At 58.5% G+C, this 20,064-nt stretch carries 18 protein-coding genes; 13 read left to right on the forward strand and 5 right to left on the reverse strand.

What is annotated here, in order from left to right:
- The first annotated feature begins 157 nt into the window (after positions 1-157).
- The 3 genes from AK2_RS13475 (at position 158) to AK2_RS13485 (ending at position 2,899) form a co-directional block, all read left to right on the forward strand.
- Positions 158-823, forward strand: a complete 666-nt coding sequence (locus AK2_RS13475; protein ID WP_067935478.1) for a GntR family transcriptional regulator — start codon at positions 158-160, stop codon at positions 821-823.
- Between the two features lie 123 nt (positions 824-946).
- On the forward strand, positions 947-1,993 hold the full coding sequence (locus AK2_RS13480; protein ID WP_067935402.1) for a S66 family peptidase: 1,047 nt from the start codon (positions 947-949) through the stop codon (positions 1,991-1,993).
- A 327-nt stretch (positions 1,994-2,320) separates the two neighbouring features.
- On the forward strand, positions 2,321-2,899 hold the full coding sequence (locus AK2_RS13485; RefSeq protein ID WP_067935405.1) for a GNAT family N-acetyltransferase: 579 nt from the start codon (positions 2,321-2,323) through the stop codon (positions 2,897-2,899).
- Here AK2_RS13485 and AK2_RS13490 read toward each other — a convergent pair.
- Positions 2,847-3,479 carry a response regulator gene (locus AK2_RS13490; protein ID WP_067935408.1) on the reverse strand — a complete coding sequence of 211 codons (633 nt, stop codon included), beginning with the start codon at positions 3,477-3,479 and terminating at the stop codon, positions 2,847-2,849. The two genes, AK2_RS13485 and AK2_RS13490, sit on opposite strands and share 53 nt — an antisense overlap.
- 101 nt (positions 3,480-3,580) lie before the next feature.
- Positions 3,581-4,726, reverse strand: a complete 1,146-nt coding sequence (locus AK2_RS13495) for a GAF domain-containing sensor histidine kinase (RefSeq protein ID WP_067935413.1) — start codon at positions 4,724-4,726, stop codon at positions 3,581-3,583.
- 227 nt (positions 4,727-4,953) lie between these two features.
- Between AK2_RS13495 and AK2_RS13500 the strand changes: the two genes are divergently transcribed.
- From AK2_RS13500 to AK2_RS13530, 7 genes are all read left to right on the forward strand, one after another.
- Positions 4,954-5,838 (forward strand): FAD binding domain-containing protein, encoded by an 885-nt coding sequence (locus AK2_RS13500; protein ID WP_083521209.1) that lies wholly within the window; start codon positions 4,954-4,956, stop codon positions 5,836-5,838.
- Positions 5,835-6,350, forward strand: coding sequence for a (2Fe-2S)-binding protein (locus tag AK2_RS13505; protein WP_067935424.1), 516 nt, complete (start codon positions 5,835-5,837; stop codon positions 6,348-6,350). Before AK2_RS13500 ends, AK2_RS13505 begins: the two co-directional genes overlap by 4 nt.
- The gene (locus AK2_RS13510) at positions 6,331-8,682 is read left to right on the forward strand and encodes an aerobic carbon-monoxide dehydrogenase large subunit (RefSeq protein ID WP_067935427.1); all 2,352 of its coding nucleotides are present in this window, start codon (positions 6,331-6,333) and stop codon (positions 8,680-8,682) included. The genes AK2_RS13505 and AK2_RS13510 overlap by 20 nt, the downstream gene beginning before the upstream one ends.
- Positions 8,683-8,747: 65 nt before the next feature.
- Complete coding sequence (locus AK2_RS13515; protein WP_067935430.1) at positions 8,748-9,761, forward strand: XdhC family protein; 1,014 nt, start codon at positions 8,748-8,750, stop codon at positions 9,759-9,761.
- Positions 9,762-9,888: 127 nt separating this feature from the next.
- Positions 9,889-10,377, forward strand: a complete 489-nt coding sequence (locus tag AK2_RS13520) for an SRPBCC family protein (protein ID WP_067935434.1) — start codon at positions 9,889-9,891, stop codon at positions 10,375-10,377.
- Between the two features lie 44 nt (positions 10,378-10,421).
- The gene (locus tag AK2_RS13525; protein WP_067935481.1) at positions 10,422-11,282 is read left to right on the forward strand and encodes an AAA family ATPase; all 861 of its coding nucleotides are present in this window, start codon (positions 10,422-10,424) and stop codon (positions 11,280-11,282) included.
- Positions 11,270-12,403, forward strand: a complete 1,134-nt coding sequence (locus AK2_RS13530) for a vWA domain-containing protein (RefSeq protein WP_067935438.1) — start codon at positions 11,270-11,272, stop codon at positions 12,401-12,403. Before AK2_RS13525 ends, AK2_RS13530 begins: the two co-directional genes overlap by 13 nt.
- 4 nt (positions 12,404-12,407) lie before the next feature.
- Here the strand turns inward: AK2_RS13530 and AK2_RS13535 are convergent, their stop codons facing one another.
- A complete protein-coding gene (locus AK2_RS13535; protein ID WP_067935441.1) occupies positions 12,408-13,457 on the reverse strand; it encodes an XdhC family protein in 1,050 nt (349 codons plus the stop codon).
- Between the two features lie 256 nt (positions 13,458-13,713).
- Between AK2_RS13535 and AK2_RS13540 the strand changes: the two genes are divergently transcribed.
- Positions 13,714-14,241, forward strand: a complete 528-nt coding sequence (locus AK2_RS13540; protein ID WP_157076350.1) for a hypothetical protein — start codon at positions 13,714-13,716, stop codon at positions 14,239-14,241.
- Positions 14,242-14,332: 91 nt separating this feature from the next.
- The gene (locus tag AK2_RS13545; RefSeq protein ID WP_281180670.1) at positions 14,333-15,577 is read left to right on the forward strand and encodes a Zn-dependent hydrolase; all 1,245 of its coding nucleotides are present in this window, start codon (positions 14,333-14,335) and stop codon (positions 15,575-15,577) included.
- Between the two features lie 45 nt (positions 15,578-15,622).
- On the opposite strand, the gene AK2_RS13550 is transcribed toward AK2_RS13545, so the two are convergent.
- Positions 15,623-17,701, reverse strand: a complete 2,079-nt coding sequence (locus tag AK2_RS13550; RefSeq protein WP_067935449.1) for a S9 family peptidase — start codon at positions 17,699-17,701, stop codon at positions 15,623-15,625.
- A 214-nt stretch (positions 17,702-17,915) separates the two neighbouring features.
- Between AK2_RS13550 and AK2_RS13555 the strand changes: the two genes are divergently transcribed.
- A complete protein-coding gene (locus AK2_RS13555; RefSeq protein ID WP_067935453.1) occupies positions 17,916-18,986 on the forward strand; it encodes an anthranilate phosphoribosyltransferase in 1,071 nt (356 codons plus the stop codon).
- 98 nt (positions 18,987-19,084) lie between these two features.
- Here the strand turns inward: AK2_RS13555 and AK2_RS13560 are convergent, their stop codons facing one another.
- A complete protein-coding gene (locus AK2_RS13560) occupies positions 19,085-19,915 on the reverse strand; it encodes an aldo/keto reductase (RefSeq protein ID WP_067935458.1) in 831 nt (276 codons plus the stop codon).
- Positions 19,916-20,064 lie beyond the last annotated feature (149 nt).

A 20,064-nucleotide genomic window follows, 5' to 3' on the forward strand; every position in this document is an offset into this window, starting at 1 on the left:
GCCGGATGCCGGGTCCTAAGGCATCAAGCCGGCGACGGCATCCCGTTCCATCGCCCAGGGGGTCGTCGCTTGCGGGGGCCGGATCCAGATCGGGTTGGCGTCCAACGGATGGCAACCGGAATTGACCGGACCCTTGCGTCCCTATATGATAAAATGTATGAAAACACAGGCTGCAACCCCGAACAAGCAGGAACAGGCGTATGAGTGGATCAAGTCGCGCATCATGGACGGTACCTTTGGCGCCGGCTATCGACTGGTGATTGACAGGCTGGCGCGGGAGTTGGGCATCAGCGCCATCCCGATTCGCGAAGCCGTCCGCAGGTTGGAAGCGGAAGGACTCGTCGAGGTGGAGCGGTTCAGTGGCGTCCGGGTGACCCGGATTGATGAAAAGGTCTATGTGGAAACCCTGTCGGTGCTCGCTCTCTTGGAGGGATACGCGACGGCTCTGGCCGCTCCGCACATGACCGATGACGATTTGGACACGCTGCGCACCATCAACAGCAAGATGGAACAAGCGCGCGTTTCGTTTGCTCTGGAGGCGTACAGCGCTTTAAACAAGCAGTTCCATGAGTGCATCTGGCAGGCATGCCCCAACACCTACTTGGTCAACCAACTCAGGTCGGTGCAGGAACGGATGGATACCGTGCGGGCCACTGTGTTTATGCTCATCCCGCACCGCACCACCGATTCCATCGCAGAACATGAGGAATTGATCCGCTTGATGGCCGAAGGGGCTGAGGCGGACCAAATTGAATCGTTTGCCCGCGCCCACAAACTGGCCACGCTGGAGGCGTTCCGGCGCTGGCGCAAAACGCGGGGATAATGCAAAAGATGGACGGCACAGGGGCGGGGGTGCCGATTCTCAGGGAAGCCTATCGGCGTTTCCTGGGACCGGTATCCTGCTCGTTGATGGATATGAAGTGGAAGGTTGAAATAGGGAGGAATTATGAATAGCATCCGGTATCCGAAACCGTTGAAAAAAGGTGACAGAGTAGGCGTTTGCGCTCCGTCGAGTGGAGTGCAAGAATCCATGCATCAAATCATAAACCAGTCAAGAATGATGCTTGAGAAACGCGGGTACATAGTGGCAGAGGGAGAGACCATCTGGACAAATGAAAAGCTGGTTAGCGCACCGGCAGCCACAAGAACGGCAGAACTGATGAGTCTTTTTCAAGATGAGTCAATTCGTGCCATCATCCCACCGTGGGGTGGTGAATTCCTCATGGAGATTCTCCCGCACGTAGATTGGGATGTTCTGCGTAGTATTGAGCCTAAATGGTTTATGGGCTATTCAGATTCGAGCACCTTTGCATTTGTATATACATTGCTGACGGGATATGCGTCTGCGCACGGGCCCAATTACTTTGAGATGTCTGCCACAGAATGGGATGAAACAACTACGAGATGGACGGACGTTCTTGGAACTTCATGCGGGGAATCCGTAACTCAGTATTCTTCCAAATATTATCAGTCGTCGTGGGATGGCGTTTTCAGGAATATGCAACAAGGGTTTAATTTAGATACAGCAACCGAATGGAAATGCCTAACCTCAACTGAAGGAGAGGAAAATGAGGTTCGGTTTTCTGGGCGATTGTTGGGCGGCTGTATGGATACATTGTCAATTTTAATTGGCACTCCATATGCGCCCGTAACAGACTTTATAAACAATTACTGTAAAGACAGTGGAGTTATATGGTTCCTTGAGAGTGCTGAAATGAAGTCTACAGATATATACCGTCATCTGTGGCAAATGCGCATGAACGGTTGGTTTGAGAACACCAACGGTATTTTGTTTGGTAGACCATCAGGGTACTCGGAACCAGGGGGCTTTACACTCACGGACGCCTTAAGTGGATTAGCGGATCTGGGTATTCCAATTTTATACGATACAGACATTGGTCATATCCCTCCACAAATCACTCTGGTCAACGGAGCCTATTCCACCGTGTCCTGGAGAAATGGAAAGGGAACTGTGAAAATGAGTTTTATTTAAGGCCAGCCAGTCAACGGACGGGAGATTTCAGACCATTTGAGTTAATTTTACAATTGTAGTATCTATTGTTCATCTTTCGGGGCTTTAACATAAGTTCTGCCACCTTGTCTAAGCAGGTGTCAAGACTTGAACAGGCGTTTTCACTGGCTTGCGACATGACTCAATGAGCAGTAGCCGTTGTTGTTCGGTTTTTCCCATGCCTATATGCGTCTCCAGGAAGCGAAACCAGAACAGATTGCGCTTTGCCATCGTGAATCCGCACAATGCAGACGGACCATGCTTACGCCAGACCTGTGAGAAGAGAAAAACGAGTAGAGGACGGTGTTGATGGCCACCATTCGCATGGCTGTACCTCAGGATATTGAGGCTCTCACCAAGATCCGCTTCGACTTGGTGCAGGAATACGATGCGTCGATTTCCGCGAACGATTATCCGGCGTTCTCAGAATCCTGCAAATCGTTCTTGCTTGAAGCGATAGCGGACGGCTCCAAGTGGAAGATTTGGGTCGCGGAGGTGGGAGACCGTGTGGCCGCTTGCATGTTTTTGCAGTTAGTCGAAAAAGTACCCAGACCAGGCGGCGACTCGGCTCCGTTCGGATATTTGACCAACGTCTACACGGTACCGGAGTACCGTGGGCAAGGGATCGGCAGACGGTTGCTGCGTGAGATCACGGTCTGGGCGGCGGCGCAAAAGCTGGATTTCATCATCGTATGGCCCAGCGAGAACAGCGTCGCGTTTTACTCCCGGAACGGGTTCTCGGCTGTGCAGGCGAGTGGGTACCACGTCGATTCTCCCGGTATCAAGGCTGCGAAACTTGAGTTAGTAACTGTTGTCCATCTGTATTCTCGGACCATCATAGAAGCCGCCGCTGGTGTGCTTCCATTACGGCTTCTACGCGGTTTTTGACGCCGAGCCGGCGATAAATTTCATTGATAATGGACTTGACGGTGTTTTCTGACAGGTACAGGTGCTTGCCGATTTCTTGATTGGTGCGTCCCTGGGCCATGAGGCGCAGGATCTCCACGTCCCGTAGGTCGAGGGCATCTTTGCCGGATTCGCCTTCCTTCGGTGATTCAATCCAATGGAGGACGTACTCTGTCACGGTCGGATCGAGGACGGATTTGCCATTCAAGATATTCTGTATGGATTTGAACAACTCTTCTCCGGGCATATCCTTCAGCAGGTAGCCCTGAACCCCTGTCTGGAGACAGGCGTGTACGACATTCTTGTCCATCGACGAGGTGAGGATGGCGAGGCGGGTGGACGTGTTTGTCTCCCGTACCGACTTGCACAACTCGATGCCGCTCATGTCCGGCAACCGCACGTCAATCAGAGCGAGATCGGGTTGCAGAGATTGAATGAGATCGAGACCTTCCGCTCCCGTGCTCGCCTGTCCAATCAAGTCTAATCCGTGCTCGCTGAGCAGCGTCTGTACACCAATGCGAACCAGTTCATGGTCGTCGACAATTACGATGCCCTTTGTCAAGGACGGCCCCTCCTTTGCATATCGTCGACTGTACTCTGGTGTCGAATCGGGGCGAAATGAACGGAACTGGATGTCATTTCATGCCCTGGTTCCATCGAGTCCTAGCGAACGGGAAACGTGCAGCGCACAGTGGTTCCTCCATCCTCGTTGCGAAAGATGTCCACATGCCCATTCAGAATCGCGACGGAACGCGCTATCGAATGCAGGCCAAAGTGCCCGGTTGGATGAGTGATGAGGCGTAGGGCTTCGTCTGAAATGCCGTCCCCGGCGTCCTGTACCGTGATGGTCGCTTGGTCTGCTTCCACAAGCAGGTGGACGATGGCAACTGGGCTGTTGGCGTGACGAAACACGTTGGTCAGGGATTCGGCGACAATCTTGAGCATGGTCTGACGGATGGGGAGGCTCAGTCGACCGAAGTCGCCGTGCGTGATGAGTTTTGTGGAAATCCCGCTGATGCGCTCAAATTCTTGTACGAGATGAGTCAAAGCGGTGACGTTGGGTCGTGCTTCATCGTCCATGAGGCGAAACAAAATGGCTCGAAGTTCGGATTGGCATTGCTCCGTCAATTCGCGCAAGCGGGCGGTACGCGCCTGCAGCTCTCCCTTCTGTGCGCCCGTCAGTCGTTCCAACCGGTCAATCTCGCGTACCACGGCAAACAGGGTTTGCGACAGTGAATCGTGTAATTCTTCCGCGATTCGTTGCCGTTCTTCCGTAAGGATACGGAAACAGCTTTCATTTTGTTGGTCACACCATGAGATAAAGATGGAACACAGCGAAGCAAACCCGTTCATCATGTCTTCGTCAGTCTTGGTGAAGGATCTGGACTTAGGGGGCTGGCCGAAAAAGATGCAACCAATCGCCTGTCCATGGTATTTCAGTGGGATGGTCAACAACGCTTCGACGGGTGGATGGCCCACCGGCATGCCGACGGCCAGTGGGTGTCGGGAGATGGATTCAACGTGCAGCGAGGCACCGGTTTTCGTGGGCATAAAGTACATTCCGTGTCCTTTCGGAAATTCCACGGGCTTTCCGTCCCATCCGGAAACTTTAAAGTACCGAATGGTGGACGGATCCTTTGGATCCGTGATGATGATCCCGGCAAACGCAGCGTTGACCAATGTACGCGCGTGGTCCACGACAGCCTGCAACAGCGGTTCAAGGCCTTCCTCCATCCACGGCTGCAGGCGTTCCAGCGCTTCCGACAAAATCCGCAAGACTTCGGCTTGATTTGTCGTGGGTTGGCTCATCCGCTGTCTCCCGTCCTTTCCAAGGATAGTAAAGGGAGGACCCGGTATCGAAAAACACCCGATCGGGTGTATTGCGTGTCTACCGGCTATTTTATAATAAATCCAACAACAGTGAACTACCTTTTATCCTGGTTTTGAAATCGCATTCAGAATGAGGGTTCGTCGGGATCGCGGTCCGACCACCGACCTCTGTCATTCTCACGTTTCTCAACAAAGGGGGCCTTATGGTGTTTCCCAATGCGTTCAAGTACGAAGCACCGACATCAGTCGACGAGGCGGTGCGTCTCATGACTGAGTACGGTTACGACAGCAAGGTGTTGGCGGGTGGCCAGAGCCTGTTGCCGATGATGAAGCTTCGCATCGCGGCGCCGGCTGTACTCATCGATGTGAACGGCATCCAGGATTTGAAGGGTTGGCGCGAGGCCGATGGGAAACTGCGCATCGGAGCTTTGGTGCGCCACGCGGAACTGGAACATGCATCAGAACTCGATGACAAATATCCGCTTTTGTCCCGCACTGCCCGCTGGATTGCGGACCCTCCAATTCGCAACCGGGGCACCGTTTGCGGCTCACTCGTTCACGCAGATCCAGGCTCGGATTGGGGCGCGGCGATGATAGCTCTGCGCGCCGAGGTGGAGGTGCAGGGGACGGAGGGAAACCGACTGATTCCCATTGACGAGTTCTTCGTAGACACGTTTGCGACATCGCTGAATGAAAACGAACTCGCGGTCGCGGTGCATGTCCCGACGCCTGGCGGGCCCGTCGCCGCCCGTTACATGAAACTTGAGCGCAGGGCCGGCGATTTCGCCATCGCCGCGCTGGCTGTGCACATTGTGCTCGACAGTGAAGGCCGCGTTGCCGAGGGCGGTATCGGCATCGGCGCCTGTGGACCGATTCCTCTGCGGGCGACCAAGGCGGAGGAGGCGCTCATCGGACAACCCATCACAGAGGAGACGATTGCGACCGTGTCGCGGCTGGTGCCGGAAGATGCCGATCCCGCGGATGACCTGCGCGGCAGTGCCGCCTACAAGCGCGACCTGTTGCGTGTTTTCGCTGCGCGCGCGCTTCGCGAGATCGCGGAAGAGTTGCATGGAAGGGTGGGGAATGAATGAACATCCGAGTAAAGGTCAACGGACGCCTGTACGAAGCGGACGTTGAACCGCGTACGCTGTTGGCTTATTTCCTGCGTGAACAACTGAATCTGACGGGTACGCACATAGGTTGTGACACGACCACCTGCGGTGCGTGCACGGTGCTGTTCGACGGGAAGCCCATCAAGTCGTGCACGGTGTTGGCTGTGCAGGCGGACGGCCACGAGGTGATGACCGTCGAAGGGCTTGAATCAAATGGTCAATTGCACCCGTTGCAGAGTGCGTTTTGGGAGGATCATGCGCTGCAATGCGGCTACTGCACCCCTGGCATGCTGATGGCGGCCTACGGGTTGTTACAGACGAATCCGGCACCTACTGACGAAGAAATTCGCGAGGCGCTGTCAGGAAATATCTGCCGCTGCACAGGGTATATGAACATCGTGAAAGCGGTTCAAAATGCTGCTCGGCAGATGGCGGGTGAAAACCAAGAAGTGATTGAGGAGGCGGCAGTCAGTGGCACTTCGACAGACTGAGTTGCGGCCCATGGGCAAACCGATTGGGCGCAAGGAGGACCCGCGCCTGATTCGGGGCAAGGGCCATTACGTGGATGACGTGATGTTGCCGAATATGCTCTATCTCTGCATCGTGCGCAGTCCGTACGCGCATGCGCGCATTCGCCGGATTGATACCTCCGCGGCGCTCGCCGCACCGGGGGTCAAGCTGGTCCTTACAGGAGAAGACTTGGCCGAGATGAACCTCGCCTGGATGCCGACGCTGGCGGGAGACCAGCAGATGGTGATGGCCACCGGCAAGGTCCTGTTTCAGTACCAGGAAGTCGCGGCGGTCGTCGCTGAGACGCGCGCTCAAGCAGAGGACGCGGCGCAGCTGATTGAAGTGGATTACGAACCGTTACCGGTCGTGGCGGACCCGTTCCAGGCACTTGCGCCGGACGCTCCGATACTGCGCGAAGACAAAGAGAAAAAGTCGAACCACATCTTCCACTGGGAGGCGGGCGACAGAGAGGAAACGGAAGCGCTGTTCCGCGAGGCGCCTGTCGTCGTCAAGCAGAATGTGCGTTTTCCGCGCGTCCATCCTGCGCCCCTTGAACCTTGTGGGTGCGTGTCGGACTGGGATGCAGCCCGGAATAAGTTGACGCTGTATGTCACGTCGCAGGCGCCGCATGTCCACCGGACGGTACTGGCGATGGTATCTGGACTCCCGGAACACCAAATTCATGTCATTTCACCCGATGTTGGCGGCGGTTTCGGCAACAAGGTCCCTGTGTACTCTGGTTATGTGGTGGCGACGGTTGCGTCCTTGAAATTGGGCGTGCCTGTGAAGTGGATTGAAACCCGCACCGAAAACATCGCCAGCAGCCATTTTGCTCGTGACTACCATATGACGGCCGAGATTGCGGCGCGTGAGGACGGTACGGTGCTCGCCCTGCGGGTGAAGACGGTCGCTGATCACGGCGCGTTCGACGCGGCTGCCGATCCGTCCAAATTCCCGGCTGGATTGTTCAGCATCGTGACGGGGTCGTACGATTTTAAGGCCGCGTTCGTCGAGGTAGACGGGGTGTATACGAACAAAGCTCCGGGCGGTGTGGCCTACCGCTGTTCCTTCCGTGTCACAGAGGCAGCGTATCTCATCGAACGCGTCATGGACATCTTGGCCCAGCGGCTGAAGATGGATCCGGCCGAACTGCGTCTGAAAAACTTCATCCGCAAGGAGCAATTCCCGTATCATTCGCCGACCGGATGGGTTTACGACAGCGGGGACTATGAGAAAACACTGAAACTCGCGCTGGAGCGCATTGGGTACGAAGAGCTGCGCAAGGAACAGGCGGAAAAGCGGGCGCGCGGAGAGTTGATGGGGATTGGCATCTCGACCTTCACCGAGGTGGTCGGCGCGGGACCGGCTCATCAGTTCGACATCGTTGGCATCAAGATGTTTGACAGCGCGCAGATTCGCTTCCATCCGACCGGTAAAGTCATCGCGCGGCTGGGTGTGCGGCACCAGGGCCAGGGACACGAGACGACCTTTGCCCAGATCATCGCTGAAGAACTCGGGCTCAGTGCGGACGACGTGTTGATTGAGGAAGGCGATACCGACACGGCGCCCTACGGGTTGGGCACGTACGCCAGCCGCTCCACACCGACGGCCGGCGGCGCGGCGGCCCTCTGCGCGCGCAGGATTCGCGAGAAAGCTCGCAAAATCGCGGCCCATCTGCTGGAGGTCGGCGAAGACGACGTGGTCTGGGACGGGGTCGCCTTCTCCGCAAAAGGCTTGCCAGGTCGGGCCGTGTCGATGAAGGACGTGGCGTTCGCCGCCTACACAAATGTACCTGAGGGCATGGAACCGGGCCTGGAAGCGACGTACTATTACAACCCGCCGAACTTGACCTTCCCCAACGGGGCTTACATCGCGGTGGTGGATATCGACAAAGGAACGGGCACGGTCAAGGTGCGGCGGTTTTTGGCGGTCGACGACTGCGGCAACGTGATTAACCCAATGATTGTCGAAGGCCAAGTGCACGGCGGGCTCACAGAAGGCTTTGCGATTGCGTTCATGCAAGACATCCCATATGACGCGGATGGCAACTGTCTGGCACCGAACCTGATGGACTACCTGGTCCCCACGTCGGTGGACACTCCGCGTTGGGAAACGGATCGGACGGTTACGCCTTCGCCTCACCATCCAATCGGCGCCAAGGGCGTTGGTGAGTCACCGAACGTCGGCTCACCCGCAGCCTTTGTCAACGCGGTGGTGGATGCCCTGTCGCCGCTTGGTGTGGAACACATCGATATGCCGATTTTTCCATGGAAGGTATGGAACATCTTGAGGGAGCACGGTATCACCGAGTAATTCGGTAGCCAACCTGAATTGAGGAGGGAAGACCCGGCGGCACGGAGGCCGCCGGGGCCCAACGGATGGATAATCTTTGGGAAGCCGCGAGGGACCTGGACGAACGCTCGGAACCGTATGTCATGGTGACAGTCGTCCGCCGTGTGCGCCCAAGCTCAGCGACGGTTGGCGACAAGGCCATTGTCACGGCGGATGGGGAGATGAAAGGCTTCGTCGGCGGTCAGTGCACGCGGGAGCTGGTCATTGGCCAAGCGAAGAAGTGTCTGAGCGGCGGTGAGAGCAAGCTCTTGCTGGTTACGTCGCAGCCGCCGGACGAAGTGACGGAAGGTGTCACTGTCTTGCCGATGACGTGCGCATCCGAAGGAACGGTCGAGCTGTTCTTGGAACCCAAAAATGTAGAGCCACTGCTGGTTCTCGTGGGAGATTCCCCCATCGCGCACGCTCTCGCAGAATTGGCGCCTCGGTTTTCACTCAAGCCGTACCGGATTGCGTTGGAAAAGGCGATGGACACGGGTCCCGCTGAAGATCCGGTCGTCAAATTGCGCAACCAACTTCCCATCCATGCGACTGCGCCAGCGTACTCCGTGGTTGCCACGATGGGGTTGTACGATGTCGATGGATTAGTGGCAGTCTCTTCATTGCCGCTCCGTTATGCGGGCCTCGTTACCAGCCCCAAGCGCTGGGCGACCGTGCGTGCCGAGCTCGCGCAGGTCGGTGCATCGAGGGAATTTATCGATTTTGTCACGGCGCCTGCGGGTTTCGATATCGGGTCTGTGGGGCCCAATGAGATAGCCCTCAGTATTCTGGCGCAAATCGTAGAGTGCCGTCGCCGCGGAGCGAATGCATCCTGGCCGGGACAGTCCGATGCTGGCAGTTCAGCGTCTGCGTCTCCGGCCACTCATGACAGCCAGGTCACGGTTTCACAACAAGTGGTCGATCCGGTCTGCGGCATGACCGTGGACTTGACGAAGACTCCGTACCGCCTTGAACTGGACGGAACCATCTATGGGTTTTGCTGTTCTGGCTGCCGGGACCGCTTTGCCCGCGAGCCAGACAAGTACCTGCAAAGTTACGCTTGACAACGCGCCATGCGGATCTGGACCTGTACTCACACCAAGGGCACGGGGACAGCACTTCCGTCTCGTCGGTGGTTGGCGGCTGGACGGGCGTTAGAAAACTGGCATGAACAACAGAGGAGGCACGACCATGCGTACGTACGAAGGAGAATTTACGATTGAGCAGCCGCGGGAGAAAATTTGGGCGTTCGTTACAGATCCGCATCAAATGGGAACTTGTATTCCCGACTTGATTGAATTGCACGTAGAAAGTGAGACCCGCTTTCGCAGTCTCGTCAAAGTCGGCGTGGGACCGGTGCGGGGCAAGTTCGACCTTACCAGCGAACTGACCGTGACGGAACCGGGCAAGGCGGCCTCCCTGTCGATTCGCGGCGGAGGAATGGGCAGCGGGGTCGATATGAAAGCGCAAATGGAACTGAGCGACGTCGAAGGGGGGACCCTCTTGAAATGGCGTTGCGACGCGGTGATCAGCGGACCTATCGCAAGTCTAGGCGGACGGCTGATTGACAACGAAGCCCGCAAGATTACGGAGAAGGTGTTTGCGAACCTGAAGAACGCCTTGCTCGCCTTGCCGGATGAAGAGGTCGCTGCAGCCGATAAAACAGCGGACCAAGGTTGAAGGACGTCAGCAAGGTTGAAGGGCGTCAGGTGGAGGCTGTCCGGATGAATGAACAGGTGCGCCGACTGCAGGAGGAATTGCATCGCGCTCACTATGTCGTCGAGGAAGGGTTAGCCACTGTACTGTATCTAGCACAGCGGCTGGCCCGACCTCTGTTGTTGGAGGGGCCTGCGGGCGTAGGGAAAACGGCGCTGGCGAAAGCGGTTGCCACCGTTCGTTCCGTGAGCCTGGTGCGCTTGCAGTGTTATGAAGGCTTAGATGCGAGTCAGGCGTTGTACGATTGGGATTACCCAAAGCAGTTGCTGACGGCGCGCACAGCGTTTGCCGAGGGTGTCGTGAATCAGGCGGCTCTGTACAGTGAGCCGTTTCTCATTGAACGGCCGCTTTTGCGCGCGCTGCGCGAAAGACCGGCGCCTGTGCTGCTGATTGACGAGGTCGATAGGGCCGACGAGGAATTCGAGGCGCTGCTCTTGGAATTCCTCTCGGAGTTCCAAATTACCATTCCTGAGATGGGAACCTTTCGCGCCGAAGAGCCACCGATTGTCATCTTGACGTCCAATCGTACGCGCGATTTGTCGGACGCTTTGCGGCGGCGTTGCCTCTACGTTTGGATTGATTACCCGTCTCCTGAGCAAGAGGCGGCCATCATTTCGTTGCATGTGCCGCAGATAGCATCGGAACTTGCCAGACAGATTGCGCGGGGTATGCGACGGCTGCGCAAGCTCTCGCTGCTCAAGCCCCCCGGATTGGCGGAGTCCCTCGATTTCGCACAGGCGCTGCATGAGTTGGGGGCGCAGGAATTGGACGAAGAAGGAGTTCGACTCACGCTCGGCTGTTTGCTGAAGACAGAGGAGGATTTGAACTTCGTACGGGAGAGGGGACTCGACGTATTATGGAACGCCTGACGGCGGACGGGATGAACCGCTTGACGGGCGACATCGTGCGGCAGGTGAGCGATTTTGCGCCTTGGCTGAGAAAACATGGATTTCGAGCCGGCGTTCCGGAAACGTTGACAGCCATTTCTGCCTTGGCGGAATTGGACCTGACCCGGATGGACGCGGTCTGCAGCGCCTTTCGCTCCATCTATTCGCGGACACCCGCAGAGTGGGGCGCCTTTCCGAGTCTGTTCGAGCGATACTTTTGCGGTCGGGGAGTTCAGCTGGAGCAAAAGCGCCGCCTGCAGCCGGATGATGTGGAGGATCGCGAAGGGGGCAGCGGGGGTGATCAGACTGAGCGGCCTCCGGTTGATACTGTGCAAGGCCTTCTCGCCGGGTATCATCCCAACGATGGCGAGCGTTATGCGTTGCGGGCGGACGAACAGGTATTGAAGGACGTCGTTCAGTGGACCCGTTTGGCGGTGCGCACCATGGATGCGCCGCGCGGGCGCAAGTGGCGGCCTCGAGGCAGAGAGAAACTTGACCTCCGTCAGACCATGCGCCACGCTATGCGCCATGCAGGGGATCCGTTTGTGCTGAAGATGCGTCGACACCGTCCCGATAAGCCGCGCGTTGTCCTGGTGATGGACATATCCGGCTCCATGAAGCCGTACGCACCGTTTATCACGTCACTCGCCTGGTCATTCACGCGGGCCCGGGCGCGTACCCAGATCTTCTTGTTTTCAACCCGCCTGCTGCGAGTAACTTCTCTCATCGCGCGAAAAGGGGTTGCGGGCATCACGCACGCTGAGTTGCCGGGGTTGCGGGGAGGCACCCGCATTGGCGGTGCGTTGGAGCAGCTCCTGCGCAGGTATCCAGGTCTGTTGCAGCGGCATACGTGTGTACTCATTGTATCGGATGGATTTGACGCCGGGCATCCGGAGCAAATGCACACCTCCATGCGCGACTTGGCTGCCCGGGTTGGCCAAGTGGTTTGGTTGAACCCGCTGCTTGGCGAACCCGGATATGAACCAACATCGGTCGGCATGTCGATGGCCTTGCCGTACCTCGACGCGTTCGTCGATGTCCATGATGTGAGAACCTGGAAAAGGGCCGTGTTGAGCGGGGCACTGCAATCCGCAGCGCCCTGAGAACTCAAGAGTGAACGCTTTCCCGCCCGTGGAGCGGCCCTCCCGTCCGTGCGGAGCGCGCCGCGAGCAATTCGGATACGATGGATACCGCGACTTCGTCAATCGTTTCCGCGCCTACGTCCAGCCCAACCGGGGCGTGAATCGGCCCGCTGCTCATGTTGGCGCCAATGTGGTCCAGCATCTCGAGCGTTCGCGACAAGGGGCCGAGCACGCCGATGAACTTGGGTTGGGCTTGCAAGGCTAGGCGCAGCGCGGCTTCGTCGCGCACTTGCAGGTGGTTCATGATTAACCACCAGCTGTTTGTGAGTTGTGCGGGATCTGCTTGGTCCGGCTCGACGACCAGGTGTTCGGCGTTAGGGAAGCGTTTAACGCCATTAAACTCTTTACGGGGATCAAGAACCGACACTCGAAAGCCGCACTGGGCAGCGAGGGCTGCCACCGGCACAGTGTCGTGGCCTGCACCGCACAGGATCAGCCGTTCATTCGGCCGCATCGTGTCGATATAAAAGCGGCGGCCGTCGACAATGGCCACTTCCGCCCTCGTACGGCTCCAAACACGGCTTGTCAACTGCTGCACGACAGTTTCCGGCAGGTTGTCCATATCGCCGGAAATCGGACTTGTCCCGTCAAAGACGGCGCGAGCACCGGTCGGCAATTCGATGGCCAATGAGATGGCGTGGTCTTCTGCGAGGGCTTCTCGCACAGATTGCCAAAATGGGTCTTCAGCGTGAATGGGAAAGATGGCGACTTCGAGAGTTCCTTTACAGCCAATTCCGAGAGACCACAGTTCGTTTTCACTGAGGTCGTAATTGACAAGGCGGGGTTCGTCTTCTTCCATGGCCTTTTCCGCCCATCCATAAAGGTCGGATTCTAGGCAACCACCGCTGAGTGTGCCGAGCATCTTGCCCTTTTCTGTCATCATCATTTTGGCGCCGGGAAGGCGATACGCGGAACCTTTCACTTGGGTAATCGTCAACAGAGCCGTCCGTTCTCCATCCGACCAGGCCTGTTCCATTCGGGAGAACACGTCACGTGCTTCATCGATCCTCGACACAGTTCGTCATCTCCTTGGTTTCGCTGGAGGTGAATTCGACATACTCGACAAAGTTTCCTGTATTCTGGATTATATAATGAATGTATAATGATAATATAGGGTTTATGTGTACCTAAATGGATGTTTCTTAATACCGGACCGGATGTTCTCTGATCTTGAAGGATATTCGGGTGGCAATCGCTAGAGGGTTCTTCATCTAAAGGCTTTACGATGGAAATTTATCATAGAAATTGTAATAGACGGAAGGCGGTATCGTATGGATCGATTGTATCGGACAACAGGATGGGGCTGCGCCTGGGGCAGTATGTCTGGGTCTATCATTGGTGGCATATTCGATTTGTTCATCGGTACATCAGGGCTGCTCGCCTTCCTACTCGCCGGCTTCGGCGCAGTTTTGGGGAGTCATGTAGGATTTCGGGTCGGATCGAAAGATATTGAGAATGCCATATGCCACTTGACCTCTCCGTTGGATATCGTAAAGATTCATAAACAGCATGGGGCCATGTGGTCCTTGATGGGGGCCATGGTAGGGGGAGTTGTCGGAGCCACGGTGGGGACCGGTGTGGCCGCCGCTGGATGGGTCTTATACATGCATCATATGGAGATGCATATGCCTAATACGATGGACTTTATGTCCATCTTTAATGTCGTCATGGGCGGGGAGATGGGAGGCATGACGGCTGGGGTCATCGGCGCGTGGTGGAGCGCAGCTCGTGCCGGATTCGTCGGAGCGAAAAAAGACGCACAGTTGCCGCCTAGTGAGAAACGGAATTTCGAGGCGTAACCGGCCACTCACGGGCAGCCTTTACGGGCCTCGCCGTGCTAGACTCAAGTGTAAGCTTCTCTGAAAGAAAAGGACAGCGGGGGGTTACGCTGTGGCAAGCGGCTCTATCAATTCTATCAATAAGGAACGGTTATGGTCCCGTTTGATGCGATTGGCTGAGATTGGCCGCCAGGCGTCTGGCGGGGTGACGCGGATGTCGTTTACGCGCGAAGAGCGCATGGCGAAGGACCTGGTCGCCGCCTGGATGCGGGACGCGGGGTTGTCGGTGCGGGAGGACGCGGTGGGCAACTTGATTGGCCGGCTGGACGGTATCCATCCAGACGCGCCTGTGGTGCTGGCGGGTTCCCATCTCGATTCGGTGCCAAACGGCGGCAACTTCGATGGGCCCCTGGGTGTGCTGGGAGCCTTGGAGGCGGTCCAGACAATCCGGGAACAGGGCATATCCCACATCCACCCCATTGAGGTCATCGCCTTTACCGATGAAGAGGGCGCCCGCTTCCGCTTTGGGATGATTGGCAGCCGGGCCCTGGCGGGAACGTTGACAGCGGATCATCTGCAGGCGCAGGATGCGGACGGGGTGACGGTAGCCGCGGCGATGCGGTCTGTCGGGCTGTCTCCGGACCAGGTCCGCACCGCCGCGCGGGCGGCCGGATCGGTCAAGGCGTACGTGGAGTTGCACATCGAACAGGGGCGTGTGCTGGAGGCGGCGAATCTGCCGGCGGGCATCGTCACCGGCATCGCGGGTCCGTTATGGCTGCGGTTTCGCGTCTTGGGAGAGGCTGGCCATGCCGGAACGACACCGATGCGGATGCGCAAGGACGCGCTGGCCGCCGCAGCGCAGGTAGTGACGGCGGTGGAGACGGCGGCTGCCGGACAGGAGCGGACCGTGGCCACGGTGGGCCAGTTGGCGGTGAGTCCGGGTGGGGTAAACATCATCCCGGGATGCGCCGAGTTTACGCTCGACCTGCGTGACACGGACGAGCGGGTGCGAGACGAAGTGGAGCGCCACATCCGCCAACAGGCCGAGGCCATCTGCGCCCAGCGCGGGCTGCGCTTGGAAATAGAGGAATTGCAACGGGTGCCCCCGGTGTCCTGCTCGGCCTGGCTGCAGGAGGAGATGGCCACCTGCGCCCGGGAGATGGGCATCCAGCCCCTGTCCTTACCCAGCGGCGCCGGCCACGACGGCATGCAGTTGGCCGGTCTTTGTCCAATCGGGATGCTGTTTGTCCGCTCCAAAAACGGCATCAGCCACCAGCCGGAGGAGTGGAGTTCTCCGGAGGATTGCGCAATCGGCGTGGAACTGTTGTACCGGACGCTGGTGCGCGTGGCGAATTGAAGCATCCGCCGCTCGCATTGACAGCACAGGCGAACGGCGGACGCATTACGCCCTCCGTCCAGCCTGGACTCCCAGGTTTGACGCCGTGCCCGCGCCGATTTTGTCCAACAGGAAGGCGTACATCTCGGCTAACTCGCGCAGCTGGTTGAGCCGACCGGAGGAGCCAAAGTGGCCCGCCCCCATGTGCGTCTTGAGCACCAATACGTGGTCGTCCGTCTTCATGGCGCGCAGCCGCGCCACCCATTTCGCCGGTTCCCAATAGCCCACGCGCGGGTCATTCAGGCCGGCGGTCACAAACAGGTGCGGATAGGGTTTGGCTTCCACGTTATCGTACGGGCTGTATGATTTCATGTATTCATAGTACCTCTTGTCAGCTGGGTTTCCCCACTCGTCCCACTCCAGGGTCGTCAACGGGATGGTCTCATCGAGCATCGTCGTGATCACGTCGACGAACGGAACCAACGCGGCCATGGCTGAGAACAGACTTCCTTCCAGGTTGGCCACCGCACCCATCAGCAGGCCGCCCGCGCTGCCGCCGTACGCGGCCAGACGTTCAGGCGCCGTATAGCCGTTCTCTATCAGGTGCCGGGCCACCGCGGCGAAGTCGGTGAAGGTGTTGCGTTTGGAGAGCAATTTGCCGTCCTCATACCACTGCCAGCCCATTTCCGATCCGCCCCGGACCTGTGCATACGCCAGCATCACCCCACGGTCGAGCAGCGGCAACAGGGTCGCCCGAAAGTGAGGGTCTGTGTTCACACCGTACGATCCGTACCCGTTCAGAATCAACGGCGCCGGTCCGGCGGCTCTGGCGTCACGGCGGTACACGACGGCCAGCGGTACCATCGTGCCGTCCTCGGCTGTCGCCCACAGCCGCTCCTGGTGGTAGGCCGCTGGGTCATAGTCACCCGGAACTTCGGCCTGTTGCAGGACCGTCCGAGTGAGGGCTTTTGTGTCGAGCGCCAGAGTGGTGCGCGGGGTCAGCAGGGATTGGTACTCAATCAGCACCTCCGTTGTATGGTAGCTGCGGTTGGCTCCCAGGCGCACAGTGTAAATGGGCTCCTCCCATTCCAGGCGCCGCAGAGCGCCCTCGCGGTAGACCCAGACTTGGGTCAGGCCCTCCTCCCGCCCGCTAAGGAAGAGTGCATCCTGAAACGGGTGCAGTCCTGTCAGATAGCGCCGTTCGTCATAGGGGAACAGGTCCCGGGGAGCCGTCGAACGGTCGACCGGGCAGGTGAGGACGCGGAAGTTGGTCGCCTCCTCATTGGTCAGGATGAGGAACTGGTCTTGCCAGTGCTCGAGCGTGTATTCGACGCCGGGGGCACGCGTCCGAAAGAGGGTCCATTCCGCCAGCGGATCGTCCGCCGGCAGGTAGCGGACCTCGCTGGTGGTTTTGGACGCCGAAATGAGAAACAGGTATCGTCCGCTCCGCGACTTGTCCAGATCGAGGGAGAACGTGGGGTCGGCCTCTTCGTAGAGCATTGCATCCGCGTCTCCTCCCACCTCGTGACGCCACAGGCGGAACGGGCGCTGCGTGTCATCCACGGTCAGGTAGAACAGCCACCTGCCGGTTGCATCCCACTCCACGCTGTTGTGCAGAAACACGTTAGGGATGCTATCATGCAGCTCCTGGCCGCTGGACAAGTCGCGGACGTGCAGGGTGCACCTGTCGGTGCCGTCGCGATTCACCAGGTAGGCCAGACGCCTTCCGTCCGGGCTGACGCGCAGGGTGGTCACACTCAGGTAGCCGCCGTCGGTGGCCAATTCGTTGACATCCAGTACGATTTCCTCGTCAGCCTCAGGCAAATGCGCCCGCGAGGCGGCCCGTTTGCGTGCGTAGATGGGGTATTGCTTCGACTTTTCCGCCCGCACGTAATAAAAAAACTCCCCGTCCTGAACGGGGACCTGCTCTTCGACGTCCGGGATGCGCTCTGTCATCTCTGCGAAAAGCGCGTCGACAAGCGGCCCCAGCGGGCGCATCTGCTCCTGGTAATAGGCGTTCTCCGCTTCCAGGTAAGCGATGACGTCCGGGTTTTCCCGATTGCGCAGCCAGTAGTAATCATCAGGCCGCGTGTCGCCGTGCAGGCGGTGAGGATGGGGAATCCGCTTGGCTTTGGGTGATTCCATAAAATTCCTCCTGTCCGGGTCAGAGTCGTGTTTTCATTCTCTTACTATACCGCGGATGCCTTGGCACATCGAGGCAAATCGTTTGGGTTTGAACAGCGCTCCCATAACAGCGGATTGGCGAGCCTGACACCGCGAGACAAACAGATGGGCTAGCGTCCAGGTCCCGGTGCGTTATATCCTGAGTACCAGGAGAAGCGCAGGGGAGGGTCTAAAGATGCAGGCTTACTTACGCGAAGTGGCGCGCGGGCCAAAGGGCGCACGGGACCTGGAGGTGGAGGCAGCCTACGAAGCGGCCTGTGCGATTTTGGACGGACAGGCCACAGACGCGCAAATTGGGGCTTTTTTGGTGGCCCTGCGCTTGAAGGGAGAGAGTGTGGACGAGCTGGCCGCTTTGACCCGGGCGCTCAGGGAAAGATCGGCTGCCGCGGGCATGGAAGCGTGCTCCGGACCGGTGCTGTCGGCGGTACCCGGCGTGCTCGATTGCGCCGGCCCGTACGACGGGCGGGCGCATAGCTTCGCGGCCACCGTGCCGGTGGCGGTTGTCCTGGCCGCGCTCGGCGTGCCGGTGTTCTTGCATGCGTCGGCGTCCCTGCCGCCCAAATACGGGGTGACGCTGCTGGACATTTGGCGCGCCCTGCGGCTGGCGCCCGCACATGCGTCCCCGGTGGCGGATGAAACTCCGAGCCCAGACCGGCTGGCCGCACAGCTGGCGGAGGCGCGCGTGGTCTTGGCGGATACCGAGCGATGGTGCCCGGCGCTCGCTCGCTTGCGGCCGCTGCGTCAACAGCTGGGGGTTCGCACAGCCCTCAACACGGCGGAGAAATTTCTGAACCTGAGTCAGGCGGAGTTTCTGGTGGTTGGGGTGTTCCATGGCGCCGCCGTCGAGAAGGCCGCCGACCTCGCCCTGCGACTGGACGGGCGCAGCGTGCTGGTGGTGCAGGGAGTGGACGGATCGGAAGACGTGCCGACGCACCGGGTCTCACAGGTGTGCCGGATTCAGGGCGGAAAGATAGAAAAATTGCTGGTGAACCCTGCCGACTTGGGCGTACAGGCACCCTGCCCACGCGTCGAGTGGTCTGTTTCCGACCAAGCGCGCGCGATTGCGGACGTACTGCAAGACCCACAGCACCCATGGCGGGCCATGGTGGTGTTGAACGCCGGAATTCGGCTGTGGCACGTGGGTCGGTGCGAAGACATCCGCGAGGGAATCGAACGGGTGAGGGAGTGTCTCGACTCCGGGGAAGCCTGGGAACAATTTCAAGCGATGCAACTGGATAAGTCTTGATATAAACGCTGGGGGCGGCCAGCCGTGGGGCCAGCCGCCTCTTCTTTCCTTCAGCGGGAACGGGCCCCCGGCGCCTCACATTTCCCACAGCGCAACGGTCAGAAGTTGAAGTTGTCTGGATCCGCCCCGAAACGGTGGTTCTGGTTCAGTCCGTCGATTTTTTGCATGTCCTCTGCCGACAGTTCAAAGTCGAAGACGCCCGCGTTTTCCACAATGCGGTTTTCATGCACCGACTTGGGAATGGTCACGACCTCGTTCTGCAAATCCCAGCGCAGCACGATTTGCGCCGGGGTCTTGCCGTACTTGTGGGCCAGGTCGGCCAGCAGCGGCTGATTCAAGTTGCCCTGCATCAGGGGGCTCCAAGCTTCCAATTGGATGTTGTGCTGCTTGCAGAACGCGTGCAGCTCTTTTTGCGTCAAGAGGGGATGGTATTCCACCTGGTTGACCATCGGGACAATTTGGCTGTCCGCCATCAGGTCTTCCAGGTGGTGAATTTGAAAATTGCTCACGCCGATGGCGCGGACAACCCCGTCTTGGTAGAGCTTCTCGAGCGCCTTCCAGGTGTCCTTGTATTTCCCTTTGACCGGCCAGTGAATCAGGTACAAATCCACATATTCGAAGCCGAGCCGCTGGCGGCTTGCCTCAAAGGCCCGCAGGGTGCTGTCGTAACCCTGGTCCGAGTTCCAGACTTTTGTGGTGACGAACACCTCCTCACGCGCCACACCCGACTCGCGGATGGCCTTGCCCACGCCGGTTTCGTTGCCGTACACGGCCGCTGTATCCACATGGCGGTACCCGTGCCTAAGCGCGGCTTTCACCGCCTGTTCCACTTCTTCGCCGTCCTTGGCCTGCCAGACACCAAGCCCAAACCACGGCATCTGGACACCGTTGTGCAGCACCGTGGCGTCTGCGAGATGACGAGCTACCATTGACATCAACCTCCCAGGTGTGGGACTTGCGGCAGATAGACCGCGCAGTCTCTACTTTAATCCACAATCCCCAGTAGATTCAAGCACATCTCAGAGCGTAGTTGACAGTCAAAACGCATACTGACTATATTGAACTTAACGTATGTATG

The organism is Alicyclobacillus kakegawensis NBRC 103104 (assembly GCF_001552655.1).
Lineage (GTDB): Bacteria > Bacillota > Bacilli > Alicyclobacillales > Alicyclobacillaceae > Alicyclobacillus_G > Alicyclobacillus_G kakegawensis.